Here is a 22452-nt window from a genome sequence, read left to right as displayed (position 1 = left end):
CATACACTTACTTTTTGGTGCGGTTCGTGCAAGATTTCCACCCATCGACAATTGCCAAAAATTCATAAATATGTTTGACAATTTTTTCTTACGAGGGTAGCCTATTAAGTTGTGCACAGATTTGCCGAAAACTCTTATAAAATGAGTCACTTAGATAAAACGTTACAAGTTCAACGCTCCTTCATGCCTTTGCGAGCCACTGGTTTTGCCCGCAACGTACTGGTTGGCTTCAGTGTGAGTTTGATCACGTTAACTCTCTGCCAACCAACCCGCGGCGAAACCTCTTTTTTACCTCATACTGATTCCCCTGAGACTCTTACGTTTAATTATGCAATTGCGAATAGCTACTCTCGCCCAGCGACCTCAATTGAAGCTCAAACGTTTGAGACGAGCACCAACCATACCCATCAGCAATCGTCTATTCCCATAAATCAAACCGGGGATACCCCACGCATGCCAGGGTTACCTACCGAAGTTGACCCGAATCAGTCCTCTGCAGAGGCCCTAGCTCAAACCCCAGAACACCAGATTCACTCATCGGGTGCTGTAAAATCCGTTGCTCCCTTATCAGTTGATGTCTCTCAGGAATCCAACGCTTCCCAAGACCAGCGGATTTTTTTATCTGACGAGAACAAGTTTGAAGCCCTCGACCCTCAACCCCAATTTTCAATTAAAGCCTCTACAAAATTACGTTTTTACCCTGCTGACTCATCTGAGCAACGGTCGCAAGTTGCCCTTGCTCGATTTGCCAAAGTTTTCGATCAAACATGGGAAGCGCCCCACCAGAGAAAGCCTGGGACCTATGGCACCATTCCCCTTGTCCTGAACGATGCCGTAGAGAAAAACCTTGAATATTTTCAGTATGGAATTCATGAACGATTTCAATCGTATCTTGATCGCTTTCATCATTACCAAGATCTTGTAGAACCCGTATTTCGTGAACTGGGTCTCCCGCCGGAACTCATGTATCTTTCACTCGTTGAGAGTGGGTTCAACCCACGTGCATTTTCTCGATCCCGTGCTTCGGGCCCCTGGCAATTTATGAAAGGGACTGGGCGTGTGTATGGCCTCGATGTCGACTGGTATTTGGATGAACGACGGGATCCGATTAAATCCACAGTTGCTGCCGCTCATCATCTTCGTGATTTATATGACCAATTTGGCTCCTGGCCTTTGGCTTTGGGGGCGTATAATGCGGGGAGCGGAAAGATTTCGCGGGCCATCAAAAAAACGGGTACCCGTGACTTTTGGAAGATTCGACGGTCACACCACATAAGACGGGAAACTAAAGACTATGTGCCTCGCTTTATTGCAGCAACCCTTATTGCCCAAAATCCTACAGCCTATGGATTCACGACTCCGGACGGTGATCGGCATGAATTTGAAGAAGTCCTGATTACAAAACGCGTTCATCTTTCGGCCGTCACCCAGCAAACTGGGATTCCGGTTGAGGAACTCCAACGGCTGAACCCTGAACTTCGACGCAGTATCGTGCCCAGCCTTACGGCTCCTGGTTATTATTTGAAAGTTCCCCTTGGAATGGCCTCGCTCGTTGAGGAACTCCATCCGACACTCGCTGTCTGGACACAACCTCCTCCCCCACCAACCGAATGGCATACGGTCAGACGAGGAGAGAGTTTATCGGTTGTAGCCAAACGATATAGAATGAAAGTGAGTCAATTAAAAGAAATGAATAACTTGCGGAGCAATATCATACGAGTAGGAACCAAACTCCGGGTTCGTGGCGAGGTTGGTGACGATGATGCTGACTCTGAAATCACCTGGTACCGGGTTCGATCCGGGGATTCCCTGGGAAGCATTGCCACTCGATTTAGAAAATCCGTTAACTCACTGATGAGACTGAACAATCTCTCTAGCCATATCATTCATCCAGGAGATCGGTTACGCGTAAATGGGGAACCTTCAAGCCCTTCAAACAAAAACAACTCTAAATGGTATAAGGTCAGACGGGGAGATAGTTTATGGACGATTGCCCGACAATTTAGTATGAGTGTGAACGATTTGCGAGCACTCAACAACCTCTCTTCCAGCATTATCCAGGCTGGCCGCATGTTAATGGTGAGCCAATAACCCCACCTAATCGGGTTAAACCACTGAACCCATACTATTTTCCCTCTTCTTTATCCTGAACCTGTGGATTTTCAGGACTGCTTTTCTCGGTTCCACCCAGGTCATTTATTTCCGATGAAGGAGAATCTTTAGCTTCTTCTGGCGCTAATACCTTCACCCGGAGAGCGGCTTCCGAGGCAAACGGAGATAAAGGAAATTCCTGGATAACCTTTTTATACTGCCCCACCGCTTCAGGAATATTATCATCCGACTCGGAAATTTTCGCCAGCTCAAAAACTACCTGGTCCTTATTTAACGCATGTGAATTGGCTAATACTGCCTCAAAAGCTTTTAGGGCGTCCTCTCGATTGCCATTAAGTAAATAGGCAAACCCCAATCGTTGCTGAACTAATCCAAGGAGGATCTGATTGTGCCCATATTCCTTGACCCAGGAGGTATAGACATCTATCGCCCCCTGGTAATTTTTCTCCTCAATCATACTGTTTCCCAATAAAAATGAAGAGACTCCTGCACTAGGCGTACCTGGGAATTGATTAAGGATGTCTTTGAACATGCCTGAAGCCTTTTGAATATTCTCTTGACCCTTTTTGACATCATCCATAGGACGATCCAAATAGACTGTTTGCGCCTGGCCTTCCAATTCCCAGGCTTGTTCTTGATTATTTTGATTGAGCCAACTCAATGTCACCACGGCCACAATCACCGCCAGACCAAGAAAAATTCCTCCCCATACCAATGCCCGGTGCTCTTCGACAAAAAACAAAAAACGTTCTTTACTAGACAGAAACTGGGCTTGTTCCACCATCGGAGGCTTATTGCCAAGATCTTTAATTTTATATCCCATAATTATTTTTCCCTCTCGTCACTGGACGACCACATATTTTTTTCTGGCATGACGCATTGATTGAGACGAGATGCCTTATACCCACGTGCCCTGATCATGTCAAACAGTATTCCACACTATTCCATTTGAGTTGACAAGGTCTAACTCACTGTTATAATAGAATAATTGTAGTGTTCTATTTTTAGGCGGATAGCTCAGCTGGCAGAGCGCTGCCTTTACACGGCAGATGTCGCAGGTTCGATCCCTGTTCCGCCTACCAAATATATTTTTTTGGCTTATGGTCTTCTTGATCTGATATATTACGAAATTCTTCATCGACTCCATTTCCTCTTTGAATGAATGCGTGGGCTATTTGCCCAAGATCAAAAAAATTTTCGGGGCCGTCGTTCAGCTAGGTTTAGGACGCCAGATTGTCAATCTGGAGGTCGCGGGTTCAAATCCCGTCGGCCCCGCCATACCTCATCTCGCAGTGGTTTATTTCTGTATCAATTATCCCCTGTTTAGATTCTGATCAGCCTAGAGGAGGTCGAAAAACAACCTATGACCTTTGCTGCCAATCCCTCTGAGTTCTTTGGATCTTTGGGCCTGTTATCAATTGTCATTCTTTTTATCCTGTCAATTTTTTCGGTGGTTTCATGGGGAATCATCGTGAATAGATTCAGGCGATTTAGTCGCATTCGACAGGAAGAATCACAATTTCTACAATTGTATGAACAAAATCCCATCGACCAGCATACCTTAAGAAGCCAGGCTCAAACATTAACTTACAGCCCAAGCTCAGTGGTGTATTTAGGCATTACCGATCGCTTGCCAGAATCCTCCGATCTTTTCACCTCGAGACCTTCAATGGAGGCAAAACAGGCAGAGCGCTCCCCTAACAGACAGTATTTGGAAAAAGTCGCTCAATACATCATCCAGAACCAAATCGGCCAACAGGAGGCCTATTTACCTTTTTTGGCGACCACAGGAAATCTGACTCCATTTATTGGTCTCCTCGGAACCGTTTTGGGCATTATCAATGCCTTCCATGAAATCGGCCTTCAAGGTTCAGCGAGCATTGCCGCAGTTGCTCCTGGAGTCTCTGAAGCACTTGTGGCCACTGCTGCTGGGCTATTTGCTGCAATTCCTGCTGTGATGGCCTACAACTATTTTCTCTCTAGAATTCGAAAAATGTCCTTCAGAGTCGAGGCGTTTACAATTGAATTTCTCAATACGATAGAAGAAGCGGAAAAAGCCTATGAGGTGGAAGTAACCCGATGAATAGTGGATCAAGGCCTCGGCAATTTCTCTCTGAAATCAATGTCATTCCTCTCGTCGATGTCGTCCTGGTTCTCTTGGTGATTTTCATGGTTACCGCCCCGATGCTGCATCGGGGCTTAGACATTAACCTCCCGACAACAACTGCCAACAATATTAAAGCCGAAGAACGATTGATTGTGACAATTCAGCGGGATCACACATTATCCCTCGGCAACGACACGATTAGTCTGGTCAATTTACGAGCCAAGCTTCATGAAGCCAAAACCTTAAATCCCTTGATTTCAGTGTATCTGCGAGCGGACCAAACGGTTCCATATGGAACTGTTGTACAGGTCATGGATGAGGTAAAAGGGGCCAAAATTGAACGCCTCGGAATGATTACCGGCCCGAAGACTGAAACACTAATCGAGGATGAGGCCATCGGGATTTCCCGCTAAGCGTTTGACCAATGGGACATGCTGAATCCCCAAGTCTAATTTCCCTGGGGCTCGCTACTGACGTTTCTCAAAAAGACGCCTCATTCCGTTGGGGACTCGCCACCTCAGGCCTTTTCCATGCTGTCGTCATCATGATGGCCCTGTTCCTACGTTTTCAATCGACAGTTGAGGAACCTCTCCGGGCCATCGATGTCACTCTTATTTCTATACCCGAAACCCAAGCTCCGGCTCCAAGCCAAAAAAAATCTTCTCCCCCACCGCCATCACAGCAAAAATCTCAACCAACAAAAAAAATAGAACCAACAAAGACGCAACCAACAGCCCCCCCCCTTCCTCCGTTGCCGGTCCCAAAAGCCTCCGAGCGATTATCGGAATTCATGGAAGGGGCTGTTGGCTCAATCGTGATGCCTCACAAACAAGAAATGACTTCACCAACACCTCAGCCCCCCATACACGAACAACCACCCACGAATGACCAGACACCGTTGTTTGAAAACCTTCGAATGCCCCCCACGGCTCCACAGATTTCACGCCCGGAACGCTTACATTCCTCACAACCCTTTGTCATTCCCAAACCTGCTCCAACTCCAGCGCCATCTCCTAAAGAGGCCGCGCCCCCCACAACGGTTCCTCCCGAGCCTCAAGGGTCGGAATCACAACCTCAGCTTCCTAAAATTGAACCAACTGTCAAGCTAGCTCCTGTGCTACCGGAATTGAGTTCGGTGACCCCATTCAGAACATCCAAAAAAGAAAGAAAACCCAACGACGCTTCTCCATCAAACAATCTTGAGGAATCTCTCAAGCGAACCATCCCAACAGTTCCAATACCTGCGCCAACTCCAAAAATCAAAAAACAGCACAAAACCATTACCCCAAAACAGGAAAAACCTTTCGTCCCTGAAGTTTCCCCTCCTCAATTAGCCCAGATCTCTCCCTCCCCACCACTGGAAAAAGCTCCCCAACGTGAGAAAATGTCAGATATGATGAAGCAATTACTGGAAGAAGCTAGAGTCCCAAATTTACAATCGTCTCCACCCACACCATCCTCTCAACAACCATTGCCCTCTTCTTCCACGTTAACCCAGCCGGTCCAGTCGGAAATTGATCAACAAATTGCAAAATTATCTATTCCCAATGTCACACCCGTCGAATCGATCAAGGAACGACTCCAACGGCTCGAGGTGCAGCCCAACTCAAAACCAGGCCAGTCGTCGTCTCCGGCTTCTCCTGGAAAAAACAATTATTTGGCAATGGTCGAGGACAGAATTGACCACGAGTGGAGAGCCCTTCCACTGGTCACAAACCCTCCGGTCGTGGTCCTCAAATTCCGCATTTCCCGATTTGGAGAAATTTCTAATATTCACATTGATGAAAGTTCAGGAAACGGGAACTACGACTCCGCAGCCAAACGGGCGGTATCTGCCGTGAACCCATTACCACCTTTTCCACCAGACATTTCCGAACCATTCTTCGAAGTACGATTTCGATTCATCAAAAAAGATTAGAAGGACACCAGCTATATTATGAAGAAAGCACTCAACCCTTTGTATGCCATTTTGGCTCTTCTCGCCTTTTCTGTTATTTCCGTCTCACCGGCCTTTCTTCATGGGGAGGAAGCAGATCTTAAAGCTACACGTTCAGAGTTTCAAAAAATCCCGATTTGGGTAATGGGGTTCTCGCCCGTTCAACAAAATACGGGCCTTTCAGAAGACCTTGAGTCCCAAGTCGCATCGGTCCTAAAAGCGGATCTCAAACGCTCACAAATATTTTCGATTGCTGAATTACCTCCTGCCAAAGGGGATTTTTCTGACAATAAATGCATGAGTCTTTCTTCAAATTTGGCTCCGCACTTCCAAAAGGTGACAGTCTCTACCTGGGGGAGAATAGGAGTAGGAGGGACGTCGAGCGGAGTTCAGGGACTTATCCTTGATGCTTGCGCATTTGATCCCGGACAACAGGATGTGTTGACCGGGAAACGGTACTTTTCCCTTAAAACGACAGAAACTCTCACTCGCTTAATGGCCCACCGGTGGGCGGACGAACTGGTTTATCGGTATACCGGCGAGCAGGGCATTGCCAGAACGAAAATTGCATTTGTGGGTCAAAAGGAGAATGGACGAGAGCTTTTCGTCATGGATTACGATGGATATAACCCGCAACAGGTTACCGCTGATGGATATTTAAACCTCATGCCTACCTGGGCCCCGGACCGGAAATCCCTTATTTACACCGCATATCGGGACCGGAAACAACTGATTATAAAAAGGGAGCTGGCTACCGGTCGGGAGGAAGTTTTGGTTTCGCCAGCCAGTCTGAACATTACCGCCACCTTTGCTCCTAGTGGAAAATCTATCGCCTATTCCGCAGCCCAAGATGGCAACTCGGACATTTATGAGATAGAATTGGACAGTAGAAGCGTGAAGCAGTTAACCTCCCATAATAGCGCAGATTTGTCCCCGTCATGGTCTCCCGACGGGCGACATCTGGCCTTCACCTCAGACCGGGGAGGCCGCCCCCAAATTTACATCATGGATGCCGATGGCTTGAACGCCCGTCGATTAACCTATGATGGAGACTATAACGCGGCTCCAGCTTGGTCTCCAAAGGGAGATTGGATCGTCTATGTGTGTCGGATACCAAACGAGGGATTTAAATTATGCCGCATCAGTCCGAATGGGGAACAGCGGAAACAAATCACCAACGGGCAAAGTATTGATGACTCGCCTTCTTGGGCTCCAAATGGACGCCATATTGTTTTTAGTTCGATTCGAAGAGGAGAGAGTCAATTATACATCATCACTAGCGAGGGGGCAGGATTGGAGAAAATTTCCCTGGCAGGCGAACATCTCAGCTCTCCCTCCTGGTCGCCGTTTCAACCATAATTAACGAGACACCAACCGTGATAGTCCAAAAAAGGAGTCATTCCATGCGCCCAGCCACTCATATGATTTCACTACTTGGCATTCTCAGTCTTTCACTCATCAGTTTTTCGGGATGTGGAGAAAAACGGATCCACGTCTCCACCGCTTCCGGCTCCCCAGGCGAAGAAACCGGGGAAACAACATCAGGCACTGATACGTCAGGGTTAACAGGGACCTCAATTGATGAATCCCCCCTGCCGGGGCAAGGCACTTCCACCGATGAAATTCGGGCAGAGGCGGTTCAACCACCTGCTCCGGTTGAATCTTCCAATTTTGGGTACGACCCCAACCACATGGATGAATCGTTCAAGCAGAATCTTCAAGCTGGAGTTCCTTCTGGGAAAGACTCCGAAATTGAGGAAAGCGGTGCCAGCGCATCGACGCCGATCAACGATGGAAAGGACATCTCAACTCAATCCAGTTCTTCAAGTATGAACGGCTCACCTCACGATCAAACAGAGACGTCCCCCTTTACCTCCCAGACGGAATTCCAAAATGATCTTTCGAATTTGCCAAAGGACACGGAACCCATTCCTGAAACGCTTCAGGTAGCAAAAGCTGAGCCGTCAGAAATCATTCGAGAGCAGTTGGATAAAATTCAAGAGGAAGAATTGGCTACAGTATCTGCTGGCTTAGAGGATGTATTTTTTCATTTTGACAGTTGGTCTCTCACCGCTGAAGCCAAGGATTCCCTCGAACGAGACATGGCATGGCTCACCAACGATCCCTCCTCACAGTTAATTATTGAAGGACATGCCGACCAGCGTGGAACGCAGGCCTACAACATGGTGCTCGGAAAAAAACGGGCCATGGCTGTTCGGGATTTCCTTTCTCAATTGGGGGTCGATCCTTCGCGATTGACCGTCATTTCTTATGGCAAAGACAAGCCCTTTTGCCAGGACACCACAGAAGTGTGCTACCAATTGAACCGACGGGGACATTTACTTGTTCAAAATTAGCAACTCCTTTCAATCGACCAGTTTTCGAAAAGCATGGAGGGATAAATCCAGAGTGAACATAGGGCGGACCTTGCAACATGTTTCAAGATTGTGGACATCGACTTTTTCTCTCAATTGGATAGTGGTCTTTGCCGTCTATAGTTTATTGGGTACGGGTTGCGTGGCTCAACAAGCTGATCTTGCCCGGATTCAAAAGGACTTAGAACAACAAATCGCCAAGATCAAAGAAGAAAAAAAGACCCTTGGTGCACAAGTTGATGAAACCAAGGCACAACTCATCAAGATGAATGAGGACGCGCAAAAAACACGTGGCAATCTGGCTTCTATTAATCAAAAAGCCACGCTCCTCCAAGAAAAGGATGTGGCGAGTTTATACGGAAAACTTGAAGAAACTGAAAAAAGTATCCAGGACCTCAAAAAGGATTTTACGAATCAAATAGGCGCTTTGAAATCTGACGTCCAATCGATTCAACCAACAATTCAAACACATGAGGAAGACCTCCAAACGGTAAAAACCCACAATACCAACCTCGCCCAGCAGGTGGATGAAAACAATTCAGCGTTAACCACAAACATGGGCGAATTTCAGAATTCCCTTACCCAATTCAAGGAAACGCTGACCAGCCTCGGAGCGACGATTGGACAGGTCCAAACCGATTTATCAGGACAACGGCACGACCTGGGAACCGTGCAATCCCGAACGGAAGAACTGCCTAGGGTGTTCAATGCCAGATTTGAAGAGCAAACAACACAAATCACTCAGCTTGAAAATCAGGTCACTACCCTGCAAGAGAAACTTACCGCCGATACCCAAGCCCTTCGTTCCTATCTGGAACAAGACGTGAAAGCCTCTATGGCCGGGTTAGTTGCCGAGATAGACGCCCGCCAAGGCCCGATTTTAGCGCAGATTGATTCCTTACAAAAAGATATGGAAGCTCTGGGAACGCACGTGCAAGCGGATGCCTCTCACGTGCAGGATCTGTCCCAATCAGTGCTCAAACTTCGCGAAGCCCAGGAAGTCATGGGAAGTTTACTCGGGAAACGCGGGGATGAAATTATTCAACAAGCGGGACGAATTTCGGAACGCATGAATATGATTGAATCACACCAATCCGCATTGACCGAACAACTTCAATCCAATACCCAAAAAACGTCTGCCCATCTAGCCGAGGTCAATGCCAGCCTCACCTCCATTACTCAAGCACTTGATCAAACCAGGCAATCACTCTCCAGTCGCCTGGCCAAACAAGAAGAAACAGGACAAACACTCAGTCAGTCGGTTCAACAAATCCAACAGTTGAAACGAGACGTTCAGGACCAAAAGCAACAAGCGCAGGCGGTCAGCCAGGTTGCCGATCAGCTTAACCAGACGGTCGAGCGCATTGGCTCACGCTTAAAAGACCTGGAGAATCATCAATCTGGACTGGTGGGGAAAATTGACTCTGACACCCAGATGACAAATACCCACCTCCAAGAAGTCAACAGCGGAATTCAATCGGTCGCCCAAGCACTGGAAAATGTCAGTACGAAGCTGAATGCTCGCATTGAAAGCCAGGAACAGCGGCTGAATCGAGCCATGACCTCTTTCCAACAGGTCCAGGGTACCGCTGATACCTCACAAAACAATCTGAATCACCTCAATCAGTTGACAGAAACCGTCAATAAGTTGCGCGATGTGATTAATACCATTGGGACCAAATTAGGCGAGCGGGTGGACCAGCATGAAGATCGTCTAGGCCAATTGGCCCAGAGAGTCAATCACTTGCAAAGCCCCAAACCACAAAAATAGGGTACATCATCACTTAATATTTTTAAAGAAAGGCCGACTATACCTCTAGACTGTCAAAAACCCCTTTGTCTAAACTCCCTGGCAATTGATAAGATATGAGGCGGAGGGTAACTGACTCCGATATTACAAACATTATCTGTTGCCTAAGCCGGAATTTCATGACTCCCAAATTTTCCAATATGGCCATCTTTATTGGGTTAGCCCTCACGGGCGGATGGGGTTGCGCAACCGAACCCAACCTGACTGACATCCAAAAACAAGTCCAAACCCTCATCATCCAACAAGAAGCGTCCCACAAGCAGGAACAACAAATTCTCGACCGGATAGAGACGGTTGAATCGCAATTGGACGAACATGATTTCTTAGTGGGTGAACTCATCAAAACCGAAGAAGAAGCCAGTCTGGATACTCGACACCTTCTGGAGAAGCTCGAACGGACCAGTACTCTGCTCCGAGAACAAATTGAACAAACCCGCTCCACCACCCAACGCCGTGATCAGGACCTTTCCATTCGGGTAAAGGCTCTGGAAAGCCGAATAGACAATGTGATTCATCAACCTCGATCTGTTTCAGAATCCCCTGAAGTCACGACTCCTAACCCCACAGGCCCTTCTTCCGATCCTAAAGCAACCCAGACAGGAATCCCCGGATCACCTGCCTCACCCAAAGAAAGCGCAGGAGCGGAAAACGAGGCATCGGCCTTTCGGTCAGCCTATAAAGTTTACCTTAATGGGAATTATGACCGGGCCTCGGTGGAATTCCAACGATTTGTCACAAATTATCCTTCGACCACCTTAACCCCTCAGGCCTACTACTATCTTGGGGAATCGTTCTACGTGCAAAAACAGTATGATCCTGCCAAGCAAGCCCTAGAGCAAGTCATCAGCCGCTATCCAAGCAGCAAATATCGGAGTCACGCTTTGTACAAGCTGGGACAGATTATGCTTGAAATCGATCAACGATCCAAAGCTCAGGAACTGTGGAACTCCATCATCCAAGATTACCCAGATTCACCAGAATCCACCCAAGCGAAAGAACAATTAAAAAAATCTGGGCTGTCTTGATTCTCTGCCAGTCTTCGCATTCTATTGTTCACCCTAATCACCCCGTGCTTGGAATCCCATGCTTTCGACCGTAACTGGAAAAGTTCAAATCCTTCCAGACAGCGTGTCATGTCGTATTGCCGCAGGAGAAGTGGTTGAACGACCAGCCTCTGTGGTGAAGGAATTGGTCGATAACAGCCTGGATGCTGGCAGCACCTTGATCACCGTGGAGGTCGAAGAAGGTGGCCGACGTGTCATTCGCGTCATCGATAATGGGACAGGCATGACGCGAATGGATGCCCAACTGGCCTGTCAACGTTTTGCAACCAGCAAACTACGATCCGAAGACGATCTCTTGACACTCATGACGATGGGATTCCGAGGGGAAGCTCTTCCCAGTATTGCCTCCATTTCTCGTTTTTGCTTGAAGACCGTTCCACGCGATAGCACGCTTGGCACCCAAACACAGTCCACGGGAGGCGTGGCATGGGAGGTTCAAGACTATACCGGACCTCAAGGCACTCAAGTGGAGGTGCGTGATCTCTTTTTTAATACTCCAGGACGGCTGAAATTTCTCAAGACCGTTCCCACTGAATTTTCTAAAATCTGTTATGTCGTCCAACAGGCGGCAGCCGTGCATCCAGAGATCCACTTCCGATTACGCCACCAGAACCATAAGGTGCTGGAGTACCCTGCCGTGTCCTCGCTGCAAGATCGATTATTACAGATCTACGGACCAGACTTCCTTGAGCGCTTTCTCCCCGTCACCTATAACGCCGGTTCATTTCAACTCACGGGGTATACGGTCAGTCCTCACCATGCACGAGCGTCTCGTGCGCCACAGGAAATTTTTGTCAATGGACGCCCTATTAAGAATTCGACCATATCCCATGCGGTGGTTGAAGCCTACGGATCTTTTTTACCAAAAGGGAAACATCCACAATTTACTATATTTATCCATCTTGACCCCCAGTCAATCGATATCAATGTCCACCCGACGAAACGGGAGATTCGCTTCTCCCATCCGGAATTCATTCATACGGGCGTTCTTCGTGGCATCAAAGCTCTTTTTTTCACGCAACTCTCATCCGATATCCCATCCGATGAACACAAGAAAATGACTGGCCCAGTTCCTCATTCTGCCAGGCCACCATCTGGGTCACTCACCGTCGCCCCGGCTCCATTCCAGCATGCTTCTGTAATCCCTGGAGGCGGCACCAATCGACATCCCACTCTTTCTCTATTTGTTCAGGAGCCGCCTGCTATCTATACGGGCAGGGAGCAGCCATACGATGTATATCCTCTTGGGCAGATTCATCACACGTATCTTCTCGGACAAATCGATCAAGACCTATTCATTGTCGATCAACACACGGCCCATGAACGGGTTCGTTTTGAGAGACTGCTTCGGTCATGGAAGAAAAAAGAAATTCTTCAACAACCCTTACTCATTCCTGAGCCGGTTGAACTCCTTCCACACCAGGGAGAATTATTGGAAGAATGGCTGCCCCTCCTGGCTCAAGCGGGATTGGAGGTGGAACGATTTGGCACCACATCGTATGTTGTGCGAGCCATTCCAGCCATATTAGGGAATATATCCGTTGGTCCCTTGGTCCTGGAATTATTGGATGAACTCTCTGAATGGCAATCAACAGATTCGCTGGACAACACAATTAAACCCATACTGGCTACCATGGCCTGTCAAAGTGCCGTTCAAGCCGGACGACCCATGACGCAACCTGAAATCACCATCCTTTTCCAGGACTGGGCACAGGAAAATTTTCCCATGACTTGTCCTCACGGAAGGCGAGTGGCTGTTCGACATTCCTTGGAAGAATTGCACACCCTATTTGCCCGTCCATTAAAATAATTTTTATTCGTTGATGGTTCATGAAACAAGCCGACATCATCTCAGCGTGGAAACCCGTCGTCGCCATTGCAGGACCCACCGCAATCGGAAAAAGCCGTATCGGGATTGAAGTCGCTAAAATGCTCAACACGGAAATTTTAACCGCAGACTCCCGACAGGTTTATTGTGGCATGGACATCGGCACCGACAAACCCTCATTAGCCGAGCAACGGAATATCACGCATCGCTTAATCGATCTCGTCGATCCAGACCAATCCTTTAATGCCGGTGACTTCAGGCGTTACGCCATCCAAGACATTGCCCGCCTGCATCGCCTGGGTCTTCTGCCTCTGGTCATCGGAGGTACCGGGCTTTATATCCGAGCCCTCTTACGAGGTCTTTGCCCTGGTCCACCGGCTAATTGGCTGATTCGGAGTGAATTAGCCCAAGAAGCCAAAATGCAAGGACCCGCTTTTCTTTATGAAAAGCTTCAACAAGTGGATCCCGAACTCGCACAACGGCTACATCCCAATGACCAGCCCAAGGTCCAGCGCGCGCTTGAAGTGTATCGCATTCTTGGCACGCCCCTATCGGTCATCCAGCAACAACACCGATTTGACGAAGCGCCATTTCCCTATTTATTGATTGGGCTCACCATGAAACGCCAGACCCTCTATCAGCGAATAGAAACCCGCGTCGATTGGGAAATAAAAAAAGGGCTTGTGGAAGAAACGCAATCCCTCATGAGTCAAGGATTTACTCGAGAACTCGGTTCCATGAAAGGGCTGGGCTATCGACAATTTTCAGGATTTTTAGCAGGGGACTATTCTTATGAAGAGGCTGTGAGATTATTAAAACGCGATACCCGTCACTTCGCCAAACGACAAATGACCTGGTTCCAGAAGGAATCCGAGATCCAGTGGATGACAGTGGAAGAGTCAGACATCCCTGATCGAGCGGCCGCCAAAATCGTGGACCATATCAACCAGTTTCTCTCTACCTTCGTAAATTTACCATTTCCTACGGAAGGAAGGTCCCATTTCAAATCCACTCAATCGTCGGGTTAACCATACAGGACCGTTCATGGTACAATCCGGAAAATTTCGGTCCGTTGAGACATGAGAGACTCCCAATAGTTCGGGCTGAATCAGCATGCCACCAAAACCACATGCCTTTCCCCTTTAATCAGAGAGACCTTTTCACATGACGGAAAATGAGGAAGCGAAGACTAAACGGCCCTCGTTACGCACCCAAAAGGCCCAAATCGGGATTATCGGAGGCAGTGGACTCTATGAAATGGAGGGGTTTACCAACCTCAAAGAAGTCAGGATGGCCACCCCGTTTGGAAAGCCCTCGGACGCCATTATTTTGGGAACCTTGCATGGCATGCGAGTCGCCTTTTTGGCTCGTCACGGACGAGGACACCGCACGCTACCTTCCGCCATAAATTATCGCGCAAATATTCATGCCCTCAAAGCCCTGGGTGTGACGCGGATATTTTCCATCAGTGCGGTGGGAAGCATGAAGGAATCCATTCGACCGGGGGATTTTGTCCTGCCTGATCAATTCATTGACCGAACCACTCAACGTGCCAATACGTTTTTCGACCAGGGGATTGTTGCACATGTGGCTTTTGCAGATCCCCTGTGTGGGACTTTATCGAATGTGTTAGAAAAGGCTAGCCTGGGAGCCTCCGTCAGGGTACACCGTCCGGGAACATACCTCTGCATAGAAGGCCCACAATTCTCCAGTCGAGCAGAATCGTTTCTCTACCGGCAATGGGGCGTTGATGTCATCGGGATGACAAATATTCCTGAAGCCAAATTGGCTCGTGAAGCCGAAATTTGCTATGCCACACTTGCGCTGGTCACGGATTATGATTGCTGGCACGAGACGGAAGATGCGGTTTCCGTTGGGGCCATCCTATCTATCATGCATCAAAATGTCGAAACCGCTAAAATCGTTCTGCGGCACGCGCTAGAACTTGCAAAAGACCTTGGGCCTTGCTCCTGTCAGACCGCATTGGAACACGCCGTCATCACCCCGCTCAAACGAATCAGTCCGGCCTTACAAAAGCGGTATCAGCTTCTGTTACGGCGTCATTTATTATCGACCACCCTACACTCCAAAAAAAGGGCCTAATTATTATGGGTAATTTATTAGTCGTTGGATCCGTTGCTTTTGATTCTGTACGAACGCCGTTTGGCGAAGCCTCGAATGTGCTGGGAGGATCCGCCACGTATTTTTCCACTTCGGCCAGTTTTTTTACAGATGTGAACCTCATTGCGGTCGTTGGTGAAGACTTTCCAAAAGAACATCTCGATTTCCTGCACAGTCGGGGCATCAATCTGGACGGATTAGAGCACCGACCTGGAAAAACTTTTCGCTGGCGAGGAGAATATTCCTATCAACTCAACGAAGCTCAAACCCTGGAAACCCATCTCAATGTTCTCGAAACGTTTCGCCCAAAAATTCCCGACAGCTACACCACGCCATCCGCCCTGTTTCTGGGCAACATCGATCCGGAATTACAACTGGATGTCCTGAATCAAGTGAAGCGGCCCTCTATCGTGGCCTGCGATACCATGAATTTTTGGATTGAGGGGAAAAGGGAAGCATTATGGAAAGTCCTTGAACATATCGATATCCTCGTCATTAATGACGGAGAGGCCCGTGCATTGGGCAATGACGCAAATCTCGTACAAGTGGCGAAACGGATCTTATCGCGCGGCCCCAAAACCCTGATTATTAAACGCGGAGAATATGGCGTCTTGATGTTTCATCAGCAGGAAATTTTCGGGGCTCCAGCCTACCCGCTGGAAGCGGTAAAAGATCCAACCGGGGCAGGCGACACTTTTGCCGGCGGCTTTATGGGGTACCTTTCCGCTACGGAAAATTATTCCCAAGCTGGGCTTCGACAGGCCATCATTTTTGGAAGTGTCATGGCGTCCTTCAATGTGGAGGAATTCAGCCTGGACCGACTCAGGCATTTAACCCGCGAGGAAATTGACCAACGATTTACCTCGTTTAAACATCTGACTCATTTTGAGGATTTGTCATAGGCCTCAGGATTTCGGAGGGCACACCTGTTACATGACGTGTGCCTTCCCATGACAAGTCAATCACATGAATACCGGAAAGGCCTTTCCCATTCAGGATAACGCCATGGAAACTCTTGGGGGATTATTCCGACAGACCCGGGAACGACAACGTTTATCTTTGGAGCAGATCGCTTCCAGAACTCGCATTCAACAGCACCACCTTCACGCGCTTGAGGAAGAGGATTTCGCAAGCCTACCGGCCAAAGTGTTCGTCAAAGGATTCGTTCGGTCCTATGCACGTGCGTTGGGACTGGATGAAGAAAATGCCATTCAGCTTTTCCTAACCTCCTCTAGCAATTTCTATGATCGTACCCAAGAAGAGGAACAACACATTCAAATCACCTTACAAGCAGCCCATCGTAAACGATTCAATTGGAATTTTGTTGTCATACTTTTTCTTGCCCTCGGTGGAATCCTCTTTTATCTGCTACCCGAACAGCAGGAACCCCTTCCACCCGCATCTGAATCCGAAACCCCTTTACCAATCAATGAAATCCAGAAGGATGTCATACATGAGCCCGCACCCCCCATTGAAGAATTACCCGCCAGTGTTTCAATAGAAGCCCCTGTCGACACTGAGGTACTACAGCTCACTTCTCCTCCCCCATCCGGTATCACACCTTCGCCGCCCCCCCCTGAGCCTCAACCGATATCCCCGACCTTGGCTGTTTCCCCCGTTCCTGAGAAGACCACAGGGACCGATGGAACCCTGGTCCTGGAAATCGAAGCCACTCAACTGACCTGGGTGGTGGTGCAGTCTGATGATCAGGATCCGCATGAGGCGCTATTACAACCGGGACAAAAAAGCACCTGGAAGGCAAACACACAATACTTGCTCACGCTAGGGAACGCTGCCGGTGTAGTCATCCGCCTTAATGGAGAACCACAAGGTCCATTTGGAAAGCCAGGTCAGGTGGTCAGAGACATTCGCTTGAAGCCCTGACCTCACAAAACGAATGCCAAGCGCTCCACATTATCTTTCTCCCTCTCGCCTTGCAAAATTTACTTGATAAATGGATAAAAAACCTTATTCCTGGCAATTGCACCATTCTCAAATGTTCGAGTGGAGTGCCTTGTCAATCAATGTCCACAATAACTCATATTCAACTTCTTGACAGCCTAAAAAAGTGATTGATATGATGTCGGAGTTTGGGTGGCTAAAAGGCAACCTATCTTATGAATATGTTATAATTATGAGTAAGTTAGGTGCACTCAAATGACACCACTCCAAAGAGGAAAAAAGGGGAAGCGATAATGCACCCATGCTTTTTACGGTCTCATCAACTCTGTTTAACCTAGGAGGCTTACATGACGTTTTCGATGAAAGTGCTTGGAACCTTAACCGCCGCCATGTTTTTGACCACTGGCTTGGCCATTGCCGGACCAGAAAAAGATCCGCTTCCAGCCCGTGTTCCGGCTGATAAACGGAGTGAAGCTAAAAAAGATAAAACAGACTTATATTCCAAGGCCGAAGATGCTTCGCCTGAAATCGTGGCGGAAGGCAAAGCTTTGTATGAGGGAAAAGGGACCTGCATTAACTGCCACGGCAAAGAAGGCAATGGCCAAGGTCCGGCAGGAGCCGTCTTAAATCCGGGTCCCCGCGATTTCACCAATTGCAAATTTCACAAGAAACGGAAAGATGGCGAACTCATGTGGGTCATCAAGAATGGTAGCCCGGGCACAGGTATGGTTCCCCTAGTCCCAGCTACTATCAGTGAAGAAGAGGCCTGGAAGGTCATTGCATACGAAAGAAGTTTCTGCAAATAGTAGTAGTTATCTTCATGAAAACCCCCGCTGGGCTTGACCCGGCGGGGGTTTTTTTTTGAGAAGAACCTTACCCCTGCCAATAATGACGGTTCCCCGTTGACACCATTCAAATCCCTTGACTAGACTCATTGTGGTGGAAGGTAACCTATACCACTATTCGTCAATCAAATTTTTAGTGTAAGGAGAGCATAATCATATGGCGAAACGACGGTCACTTCAGGAGGACGCAACCTCTCTAAAAGCCAAGGTCACGAAATCCCTAGCCAGTAGCGACAATCCTGAGGGAGATTCAGCCATTCGGTCATTACGAAAACGATTACGACGGGTGCAACGGAAGGTCCGAACCGCCAAACGGCGCGAAGAACACCGAAAATCAAAGAAAGTCGAGGCAGAGGCCTAAGTTTCTGCAATCGTCACTGAAGAGAATGTGGAGGAATTAAGTGATGCGAGACGACCAAAATAATATTGATGATGCATTTTCAGATCAAACGGAGGAGTTTGTATCGCTGGAAGGCAAGACAACCCTGCCTCAAGACGAACTAGTAGATGAAGTCTCAGAAGCCATCACAGCAGAAGCAGATGAAGAAACAACCGACACCGTCGCCTCTGCTGAAACCGAAGAAGGCGTAGAACCAGAAGAAGAGTTGGTCGAAGAGCAGGTTAAAGATGAAATCGATATTCAGATCGATCTCTTGAATGACTCAGAATGGGTTGTCCGACGTGAAGCAGTCATTACCCTTGGCGAAATGGGCGATGAACGCTGTGTCGAGCCTCTCGTTCGGTGCCTTCGAGACGGGGATTGGCAGGTTCGGGATGCCGCCGTTGAAGCCATTGCCATGATTGGGTCACCGGCCGTGGACCTGCTCCTCCGCTATATACGAGACTACGATGCTCGAAAATCAGTGATCAAAGCGCTGGGGAAGATCAACGATGAACGAGTCCTTGATCCGTTAATTTCGATGCTTCACAATGATGAATTTAAGGACGATGCGACCTGGGCGCTTGCAGAACTTGGACAACCCGCTGTTGGACGGTTACTCGAATGCCTAAAGAATCAAGATGAAGTGATTAGAAAACAGGCCATCCTGGCTCTCGGAGAGATTAAGGATGCCAGTTGCGTGGATTTATTGATCGAACGCTTGCAAGACCCTGACTGGTTCATCCGACTCTCGTCAGCTGCCGCGCTTGAAAAAATCGGAGATCCTCGTGGCCGTGAGGCGATCAAGCCGTTGGCGAAAGACCCTGATCTGGTTGTGCGCTTACGCATCGAACGCATGTTGGCAGCATGGAAAAAGCAGGCTGTCACGGCTTAATCCTGTTCAGCCGTTAGGATTGCGAACAAACCTGAGCCCTCAATTGTCAGGACAATTGAGGGCTCTTTTTTATGGTCAGAAATGGACGAATCCGGAATAATAAGATGGGAGTGAAAACTACAAAGAACGCAACCGGCGGCGGGCTATTCGAACGACTTAATCAAGGCATAACGGATTGCAATTCTTGACGAAGATCGTCCAACGTGTGAGGAGGAAGGCTATGGCCTTGAGCCAAATTTTGCTGGGCCTCTCGAATTTTCTGTTTAACGATTTTGATTTTTTGAGCCATGGGTCCTTGAGGGTCTATCTCAACCGCTTGATCTAAATGGTGAAGTGCACGTTCAAACTCCTCTGACGCTTCCTTGAAATGTTGATCTAACAGATACGCTCGCCCTTCCAAAAAGCCATCTTTTGCTGCCAGCATTTGTCTCTGCAAATTAATCTTCTGATCATATCCAATCGTGTTCTCCAGGACTTGTCCCGACAAGTCTCGCAATCGTTGCTTCACCTCGTCCGGTTTTTGCCCCGTGTAATAACCCAATCCAAATACAATACCCAGCAGGATCAATATTCGTAACACCTTCATAGTGGACCTCGCCGGCTCAAAATGCCTCCCGCTCTTCGCTGAATAGACATCGACCCTAGTTCACTCCATGAATAAGACTGGAAGGGAAATTCATATCGATCGAGGAGCAACCGATGAGACAGGGAATGATGCACCATACGTAAGCCGATGGTATCACTGCATTGCAGAAGGTACAACTCTGACACAGGATACTCCATGACCTTCTGGGGAAAGAGTCAGGCTACCGCACATGAGCCGAAAGTTTATAGAACCCGCTAAGAGATTCAGGCCAACTTTTCGTCTCGTGCCTTCCCTGCCTCCGAAAACAACGGCGTATAGGCACGCTGCACGTATTCTTTGAGCATGCGACGGGCACTAAACCGTGGAGCCGAGGTCCGAATGGAATTTTTGACGACAGTGCACCACCCATGTGGAACGCCATCAACACCACGGTCGTAATACAACGGAATCACCTCGTTTTCAAGTTTGGTGTAGAGGCCGACCATATCCAGGTCATCCTGGGCCCAATCACCAAGTGGCTCTTCAGGGAGAGGCACTGCCCAGCCATTGCTTCCATCATAGCCTTCTTTCCACCACCCATCTAACACGCTCAAATTGGGCACGCCATTTAGGGCGGCTTTCTGGCCGCTTGTCCCGCTCGCCTCTAATGGGGGGCGAGGATTATTGAGCCACACATCGACCCCTTGCACCAAAAATTTGGCCACATGCATATCGTAATCTTCGACAAAGGCAATATGGCCCCCCAGATGATGCGCTTTGGCAAATTGATAAATACGATGAATGAGTTCGCGCCCTGCCTGATCGGCGGGATGAGATTTTCCGGCAAAGATAATTTGAACAGGCCGCCATGGATTCAACAGAATCTGTTTCAGCCGGTCCAGGTCTGAAAACAACAACGTGGCCCGCTTATAGGAGGCAAATCGCCTGGCAAAGCCCAGTGTCATCGAATGCGGTTCAAGAAATGCCCCGCTCGCCAACACCTGGATAGGCTCCATTGTCCCATCCATCCATCCCATCCGGGCGCGCTGACGGATAAACGTCAACAGCTTTCGTTTCAAAAATTGCCGGACCTCCCAAATTTCCCCATCCGGTACCTCTTGCATGCGCTGCCACATGCTCGGATCGTCACACCGTTCACGCCAGTCAGAGCCAAGATATTTTTGATACAACACATCCATTTCCTGGGCAATCCACGTGGGGACATGGACCCCATTCGTGACGCTATGAATAGGCACTTCCTGCAGCGATCGCTCCGGCCATAGAATGTGAAACATTTTTTTTGAAACCTGTTCGTGTTCCTTGCTCACGCCATTAATAAACGAGGCCAGGCGGATAGGCAATGTCGTCATATGGAATTGATCCGCTGATAATTCCGGATGACGCCCCAACGCCATAAAATCTTCCTGCGTGAGCCCGACCTCCTCCCACCACCATTGACAATGCTCACGAATAAGGTCTCCCGAAAAGACATCATGCCCGGCCGGGACGGGCGTATGGGTGGTAAATACGGTGCTCTGGCGAATTTGAGCGGCCGCCTCCGACAGGGACAGCCCTTGTTGAAGTTGTTCCCGCATCCGTTCGACCAGAAAAAAGGCCGGATGCCCTTCATTGGCATGCCACACATCGGGATCCCGCCCCACGGCACGAAGGGCCCGTACACCGCCGATGCCCAACAGCAACTCCTGACAAAGCCGTGTGCGATGATCTCCTCCATAGAGCCGGGCACTTAGATGACGATCTTCTGGTGAATTTTCCGGTGTATCGGTATCCAAGAGATACAGCGAAACCCGGCCCACTTGGATCTTCCAGATTACACATGCGACCATTCGGGAACCCAATTGGACTTGAACCTTCGCCAAATCCCCGGCCGGTGTCCGTGCCAACTCAATCGGCATCATCATCGGATCGACGGAATCATACACGGCTTCCTGCCACCCGTTGGTATCCACGACCTGACGAAAATACGCCTGGCTATACATAAATCCGACAGCCACCAGGGGCACTCCCAGATCGCTGGCTTCTTTGAGATGGTCACCAGCCAGAATCCCCAATCCCCCGCTATACAGGGGAACGGAACGATGCAAGCCAAATTCTGCAGAAAAATAGGCAATTGTGCGATCCTGCCACTGGGGATACGTTCGCCCAAACCAGTGGTCCTTGGCCTCCATATAAACAAGAAACGCCTTCATCGCCTCGCGATACAGGGAAAGAAACACCACATCTTGTCTAAGAGCCTCCAATCGATCAGAGGAAATCTTCTGCAACTGCTTAATGGGATCGTGATACGTTAGTCGCCAGAGTGTGGGATCAATATAAGAAAAGACAGCCCGGCCTTCAGGAGACCAACTCCACCACACATTTTGAGCTAACTCAGAAAGGTTACGAAATTCATCCGTCAATGTACGAGTTTGATTCATAGGGTATACTCACAAAAAAATGGCATCATCCAATGGCGAAGGATCTTCACCAAACATGGACACATGTTGAGGTGG

The 22452-nt window shown here is 48.6% G+C and carries 19 protein-coding genes and 2 tRNA genes; 18 read left to right on the top strand and 3 right to left on the bottom strand.

Annotation, left to right across the window (positions count from 1 at the left end):
• The first annotated feature begins 141 nt into the window (after nt 1-141).
• Nucleotides 142-2091: a LysM peptidoglycan-binding domain-containing protein gene (locus LX98_RS00430; protein WP_496427035.1), complete on the top strand. Its 1950-nt coding sequence runs from the start codon at nt 142-144 to the stop codon at nt 2089-2091.
• Between the two features lie 34 nt (nt 2092-2125).
• On the opposite strand, the gene LX98_RS00425 is transcribed toward LX98_RS00430, so the two are convergent.
• On the bottom strand, nt 2126-2935 hold the full coding sequence (locus LX98_RS00425) for a tetratricopeptide repeat protein (RefSeq protein WP_496427034.1): 810 nt from the start codon (nt 2933-2935) through the stop codon (nt 2126-2128).
• A 183-nt stretch (nt 2936-3118) separates the two neighbouring features.
• Between LX98_RS00425 and LX98_RS00420 the strand changes: the two genes are divergently transcribed.
• From LX98_RS00420 to LX98_RS00340, 17 genes are all read left to right on the top strand, one after another.
• Nucleotides 3119-3194, top strand: a tRNA-Val gene (locus tag LX98_RS00420).
• Between the two features lie 117 nt (nt 3195-3311).
• A tRNA-Asp gene (locus tag LX98_RS00415) sits at nt 3312-3390 on the top strand.
• Nucleotides 3391-3475: 85 nt separating this feature from the next.
• Nucleotides 3476-4195, top strand: coding sequence for a MotA/TolQ/ExbB proton channel family protein (locus LX98_RS00410; RefSeq protein ID WP_496427033.1), 720 nt, complete (start codon nt 3476-3478; stop codon nt 4193-4195).
• Entirely contained in the window at nt 4192-4632 is a 441-nt protein-coding gene (locus LX98_RS00405) for a biopolymer transporter ExbD (RefSeq protein ID WP_496427032.1), read from the top strand. Before LX98_RS00410 ends, LX98_RS00405 begins: the two co-directional genes overlap by 4 nt.
• 131 nt (nt 4633-4763) lie before the next feature.
• The gene (locus LX98_RS00400; protein WP_496427031.1) at nt 4764-6137 is read left to right on the top strand and encodes a TonB family protein; all 1374 of its coding nucleotides are present in this window, start codon (nt 4764-4766) and stop codon (nt 6135-6137) included.
• Nucleotides 6138-6155: 18 nt separating this feature from the next.
• On the top strand, nt 6156-7514 hold the full coding sequence (locus LX98_RS00395) for a hypothetical protein (protein ID WP_496427030.1): 1359 nt from the start codon (nt 6156-6158) through the stop codon (nt 7512-7514).
• A 44-nt stretch (nt 7515-7558) separates the two neighbouring features.
• Nucleotides 7559-8512 (top strand): OmpA family protein, encoded by a 954-nt coding sequence (locus LX98_RS00390; RefSeq protein WP_496427029.1) that lies wholly within the window; start codon nt 7559-7561, stop codon nt 8510-8512.
• 52 nt (nt 8513-8564) lie between these two features.
• Nucleotides 8565-10301 (top strand): coiled-coil domain-containing protein, encoded by a 1737-nt coding sequence (locus LX98_RS00385; RefSeq protein WP_496427028.1) that lies wholly within the window; start codon nt 8565-8567, stop codon nt 10299-10301.
• A 158-nt stretch (nt 10302-10459) separates the two neighbouring features.
• Nucleotides 10460-11365: a tol-pal system protein YbgF gene (ybgF, locus tag LX98_RS00380; protein ID WP_496427027.1), complete on the top strand. Its 906-nt coding sequence runs from the start codon at nt 10460-10462 to the stop codon at nt 11363-11365.
• 58 nt (nt 11366-11423) lie between these two features.
• Nucleotides 11424-13214, top strand: coding sequence for a DNA mismatch repair endonuclease MutL (gene mutL, locus LX98_RS00375; protein ID WP_496427026.1), 1791 nt, complete (start codon nt 11424-11426; stop codon nt 13212-13214).
• Nucleotides 13215-13234: 20 nt separating this feature from the next.
• Nucleotides 13235-14260, top strand: coding sequence for a tRNA (adenosine(37)-N6)-dimethylallyltransferase MiaA (gene miaA / locus LX98_RS00370; RefSeq protein WP_496427025.1), 1026 nt, complete (start codon nt 13235-13237; stop codon nt 14258-14260).
• 136 nt (nt 14261-14396) lie between these two features.
• The gene (mtnP, locus tag LX98_RS00365; RefSeq protein ID WP_496427024.1) at nt 14397-15335 is read left to right on the top strand and encodes an S-methyl-5'-thioadenosine phosphorylase; all 939 of its coding nucleotides are present in this window, start codon (nt 14397-14399) and stop codon (nt 15333-15335) included.
• Between the two features lie 5 nt (nt 15336-15340).
• On the top strand, nt 15341-16255 hold the full coding sequence (locus LX98_RS00360) for a PfkB family carbohydrate kinase (RefSeq protein ID WP_496427023.1): 915 nt from the start codon (nt 15341-15343) through the stop codon (nt 16253-16255).
• A gap of 64 nt (nt 16256-16319) precedes the next feature.
• Entirely contained in the window at nt 16320-17237 is a 918-nt protein-coding gene (locus LX98_RS00355; RefSeq protein ID WP_496427022.1) for a RodZ domain-containing protein, read from the top strand.
• A 365-nt stretch (nt 17238-17602) separates the two neighbouring features.
• Nucleotides 17603-18061, top strand: coding sequence for a c-type cytochrome (locus LX98_RS00350; protein WP_496427021.1), 459 nt, complete (start codon nt 17603-17605; stop codon nt 18059-18061).
• A 196-nt stretch (nt 18062-18257) separates the two neighbouring features.
• The gene (locus LX98_RS00345; protein WP_496427020.1) at nt 18258-18461 is read left to right on the top strand and encodes a hypothetical protein; all 204 of its coding nucleotides are present in this window, start codon (nt 18258-18260) and stop codon (nt 18459-18461) included.
• Nucleotides 18462-18504: 43 nt separating this feature from the next.
• Complete coding sequence (locus LX98_RS00340; protein WP_496427019.1) at nt 18505-19374, top strand: HEAT repeat domain-containing protein; 870 nt, start codon at nt 18505-18507, stop codon at nt 19372-19374.
• Between the two features lie 160 nt (nt 19375-19534).
• Here the strand turns inward: LX98_RS00340 and LX98_RS00335 are convergent, their stop codons facing one another.
• Together LX98_RS00335 and glgP are read right to left on the bottom strand one after the other, a co-directional pair.
• Nucleotides 19535-19960, bottom strand: coding sequence for a hypothetical protein (locus LX98_RS00335; RefSeq protein WP_496427018.1), 426 nt, complete (start codon nt 19958-19960; stop codon nt 19535-19537).
• A 263-nt stretch (nt 19961-20223) separates the two neighbouring features.
• Nucleotides 20224-22377, bottom strand: a complete 2154-nt coding sequence (gene glgP / locus LX98_RS00330) for an alpha-glucan family phosphorylase (RefSeq protein WP_496427017.1) — start codon at nt 22375-22377, stop codon at nt 20224-20226.
• Nucleotides 22378-22452: the final 75 nt, after the last annotated feature.

This window comes from Nitrospira marina, from assembly GCF_059568365.1.
The sequence above is the reverse complement of the archived record's forward strand: the minus strand, read 5'-3'. Positions and strand labels throughout refer to the sequence as shown.

Excerpts from the sequence above, each read along its gene's own strand:
- LX98_RS00335 (WP_496427018.1), bottom strand. The coding sequence starts at position 19,960 with ATGAAGGTGTTACGAATATTGATCCTGCTGGGTATTGTATTTGGATTG.
- LX98_RS00390 (WP_496427029.1), top strand. The coding sequence starts at position 7,559 with ATGCGCCCAGCCACTCATATGATTTCACTACTTGGCATTCTCAGTCTT.
- glgP (WP_496427017.1), bottom strand. The coding sequence starts at position 22,377 with ATGAATCAAACTCGTACATTGACGGATGAATTTCGTAACCTTTCTGAG.
- LX98_RS00360 (WP_496427023.1), top strand. The coding sequence starts at position 15,341 with ATGGGTAATTTATTAGTCGTTGGATCCGTTGCTTTTGATTCTGTACGA.
- mtnP (WP_496427024.1), top strand. The coding sequence starts at position 14,397 with ATGACGGAAAATGAGGAAGCGAAGACTAAACGGCCCTCGTTACGCACC.
- mutL (WP_496427026.1), top strand. The coding sequence starts at position 11,424 with ATGCTTTCGACCGTAACTGGAAAAGTTCAAATCCTTCCAGACAGCGTG.
- ybgF (WP_496427027.1), top strand. The coding sequence starts at position 10,460 with ATGACTCCCAAATTTTCCAATATGGCCATCTTTATTGGGTTAGCCCTC.
- LX98_RS00410 (WP_496427033.1), top strand. The coding sequence starts at position 3,476 with ATGACCTTTGCTGCCAATCCCTCTGAGTTCTTTGGATCTTTGGGCCTG.
- LX98_RS00425 (WP_496427034.1), bottom strand. The coding sequence starts at position 2,935 with ATGGGATATAAAATTAAAGATCTTGGCAATAAGCCTCCGATGGTGGAA.
- miaA (WP_496427025.1), top strand. The coding sequence starts at position 13,235 with ATGAAACAAGCCGACATCATCTCAGCGTGGAAACCCGTCGTCGCCATT.
- LX98_RS00340 (WP_496427019.1), top strand. The coding sequence starts at position 18,505 with ATGCGAGACGACCAAAATAATATTGATGATGCATTTTCAGATCAAACG.
- LX98_RS00395 (WP_496427030.1), top strand. The coding sequence starts at position 6,156 with ATGAAGAAAGCACTCAACCCTTTGTATGCCATTTTGGCTCTTCTCGCC.
- LX98_RS00430 (WP_496427035.1), top strand. The coding sequence starts at position 142 with ATGAGTCACTTAGATAAAACGTTACAAGTTCAACGCTCCTTCATGCCT.
- LX98_RS00355 (WP_496427022.1), top strand. The coding sequence starts at position 16,320 with ATGAATACCGGAAAGGCCTTTCCCATTCAGGATAACGCCATGGAAACT.
- LX98_RS00400 (WP_496427031.1), top strand. The coding sequence starts at position 4,764 with ATGATGGCCCTGTTCCTACGTTTTCAATCGACAGTTGAGGAACCTCTC.
- LX98_RS00345 (WP_496427020.1), top strand. The coding sequence starts at position 18,258 with ATGGCGAAACGACGGTCACTTCAGGAGGACGCAACCTCTCTAAAAGCC.
- LX98_RS00405 (WP_496427032.1), top strand. The coding sequence starts at position 4,192 with ATGAATAGTGGATCAAGGCCTCGGCAATTTCTCTCTGAAATCAATGTC.
- LX98_RS00350 (WP_496427021.1), top strand. The coding sequence starts at position 17,603 with ATGACGTTTTCGATGAAAGTGCTTGGAACCTTAACCGCCGCCATGTTT.